Raw genomic sequence first — 2,659 nt, forward strand, 5'->3', positions numbered from 1 at the left:
AGTCGCGCGCCGGTTTCTTGTCGCCCGACACCACCATCCAGCCCGCGCGGTAGCCGCAGGAGCGGTAGCTTTTGCTCAGCGAGTTGAAGGTCAGGGTCAGCACATCGTCACTGAGCGAGGCCATGGCGGTGTGCTTGGCACCGTCGTACAGCACCTTGTCGTAGACCTCGTCGGCAAAAATCACCAGGCCATGCTCTCGGGCCAGCGCCACGATGCCCTTGAGCAGGTCATCGGAATACAGCGCGCCGGTGGGGTTGTTGGGGTTGATCACCACAATCCCCTTGGTGCGCGGCGTGATGCGCGCGCGGATGTCGTCCAAGTCAGGCATCCAGCCATTGGCTTCGTCGCAGATGTAGTGCACCGGCGTGCCGCCCGACAGGCTGACCGCGGCGGTCCACAGCGGGTAGTCGGGCGCGGGCAGCAGCAGTTCGTCGCCGTCATTCAAAAGGGCATTGGTGGCCATCACTATCAGCTCGCTGGCCCCGTTACCTAAGTAGATGTCATCCAACGTAACGGCTTTTACACCCTGTTGCTGGGTGTAATGCATGACCGCTTTGCGCGCGCCAAAAATGCCTTTGCTGTCCGAGTACCCGGCCGAGTTGGGCAGGTTGCGGATCATGTCCTGCTGGATTTCTTCGGGCGAGTCAAAGCCAAACACCGCCAGGTTGCCGATGTTGAGCTTGATGATTTTCTGCCCCTCTTCCTCCATCTGGCGCGCTGCGTCCATGATGGGACCGCGGATGTCGTAGCACACACTGGCCAGCTTGGTGGATTTTTGGATGGTCTTCATAGTGTCCCTGGCAGGCAGTGGCTTAAGCCGCAACAGCAGGCTGTCTCAAGAATGGAAACCTATAATTGGACCACATTTGCAAAGCCGATCCATGAAGCTCCAACCCGATAAATTCGACGTGCAATCCATCACCGGCTACGGGCCGGGCTGGGTCGGCATCAACACCGACAAAGTAGTTCAGAGCGTGGTGGTGGGCTCGCGCGGCGAGCGGCTGGAGTGGAATTGCAGCCGTTTTGAAGATTTAACCCCCGAGCACTTTGCCCAGCTCGCCGCGATGGCCCCGGAACTGGTGATTTTTGGCAGCGGCAGCCGCATACGTTTTCCACAGCCTGTGTGGCTTAAACCGCTGATGGCGCAGCGCATCGGCATCGAGACCATGGACACCCAGGCCGCCTGCCGTACTTACAACATCCTGGCCCAGGAGGGTCGCCATGTGGTGGCAGCCTTGCTGCTGGAGCCCGCTGCCTGAGCCCGTCGATCAACCGCCCGGTTTCCGAGTAAAATCGAGGGTTGCAGTTTGAAGCAGCCAGCGGTCAAGCCACAGTGGTATCACAAGCATGCTAGCACCGTTTCTCCGGCCTTTCGCACCAGCCACTTCAAACTTTCGACGACCACACCCAGTCACAAGAGACCCCAAGCACTATGGCGATCGTTGTCAATAAACTTATCTCTGAATTTGAAGCCAACGCCACCGGTGGCGTCAAGGTTTCCAACACCACCCACCTCGGCAAAGTAGTGGTTTTGTATTTTTACCCGAAGGACAACACCCCCGGCTGCACCACCGAAGCCATGCAGTTCCGCGACAAGCACAAGGAATTCGTCAAAGCCGGTGCCACCGTGTTCGGCGTGTCGCGCGACAACATGAAGTCGCACGATGAATTCAAAACCAAGCTTGAGCTGCCGTTTGAACTCATCGCCGACACCGAAGAAAAGATGTGCCACATGTTTGGCGTGGTCAAGAACAAGATCATGTACGGCAAAAAGGTCAAGGGCATCGAGCGCAGTACCTTCCTCATCGGCGCCGATGGCATCCTGAAGAACGAATGGCGCGGTCTGAAAGTCCCCGGCCATGTGGACGACGTGCTGCAAGCCGTCAAAGACCTGAAAAAAGCGGTTTAACCTATCCCGCAACCCGTGCGGGTATTCGCGTCTTATCGCAACAGGGCTCATGCATAATGAATCCATGTTGCTGGTAAATTTAACTACGCTCCCTCTCAAAAGCCGCCCGGCCTGCCTGGCGGCTTTTGCGCTTTTTGATTGCCTTTAATTTAACGAGCGAGTCCCACGACCTATGCCATTGCCTCCCGCCCCCACCAAGCGCGCCGCCACTTTGGCCCGTGAAGCCTATGACGTGGTCGCCAAGCCCGTTAAAAAAACGGGGACTAGCCGGGCACCTAAAGCCGCAGCCAACGCATCGGCTCTGCAAGAAAAACCGCAAGCCCGCAGCGTGGAGCCGGTGGCCGAGCTCAAACGCGAAAAGCCCGCGCCCGAAGCCCCCAAAAACACCCCCAGCTTCGACAAACCCAGCGAAGCTCCGGCCCGCAACCGCAATGCCGCGCTGCTGCAAGAGCCTGCCCCTAAACGCAAAGCACCCAAAAACACCGGGCCGGCCAAGCTGTTTGTGCTGGACACCAATGTGCTGATGCACGACCCGATGTGTCTGTACCGGTTTGAAGAGCACGACATCTTCCTGCCGATGATCGTGCTCGAAGAGCTCGACAGCAACAAAAAGGGCATGACCGAGGTGGCACGTAATGCCCGCCAGACCAGCCGCTCGCTGGACGCGCTGGCCGGTGCCAAGGAAGCTGACATGGCCGTGGGCCTGAAGTTAGACACCACTGGCCACCTGGAAGCCGGCGGCAAGCTGTT

Annotated in this window: 4 protein-coding genes; 3 read left to right on the plus strand and 1 reads right to left on the minus strand. The window is 58.6% G+C overall.

What is annotated here, in order from left to right; genetic code table 11:
* Positions 1 to 790 (minus strand): aminotransferase class I/II-fold pyridoxal phosphate-dependent enzyme (locus ABI213_RS20110; protein WP_348028415.1); only part of this gene is annotated, 790 nt, incomplete at its 3' end.
* A gap of 91 nt (positions 791 to 881) precedes the next feature.
* Here ABI213_RS20110 and ABI213_RS20115 point away from each other — a divergent pair.
* The 3 genes from ABI213_RS20115 to ABI213_RS20125 all read left to right on the plus strand — a co-directional run.
* The gene (locus ABI213_RS20115) at positions 882 to 1,259 is read left to right on the plus strand and encodes an Mth938-like domain-containing protein (protein WP_348028416.1); all 378 of its coding nucleotides are present in this window, start codon (positions 882 to 884) and stop codon (positions 1,257 to 1,259) included.
* Between the two features lie 173 nt (positions 1,260 to 1,432).
* Entirely contained in the window at positions 1,433 to 1,909 is a 477-nt protein-coding gene (locus ABI213_RS20120; protein ID WP_348028417.1) for a peroxiredoxin, read from the plus strand.
* Between the two features lie 172 nt (positions 1,910 to 2,081).
* Positions 2,082 to 2,659: PIN domain-containing protein (locus tag ABI213_RS20125; RefSeq protein WP_348028418.1), on the plus strand; the 578-nt coding region annotated here is incomplete at its 3' end.

This window comes from Rhodoferax sp., from assembly GCF_039922535.1.
In the GTDB taxonomy this organism is placed as follows: Bacteria; Pseudomonadota; Gammaproteobacteria; order Burkholderiales; family Burkholderiaceae_C; genus Rhodoferax_B.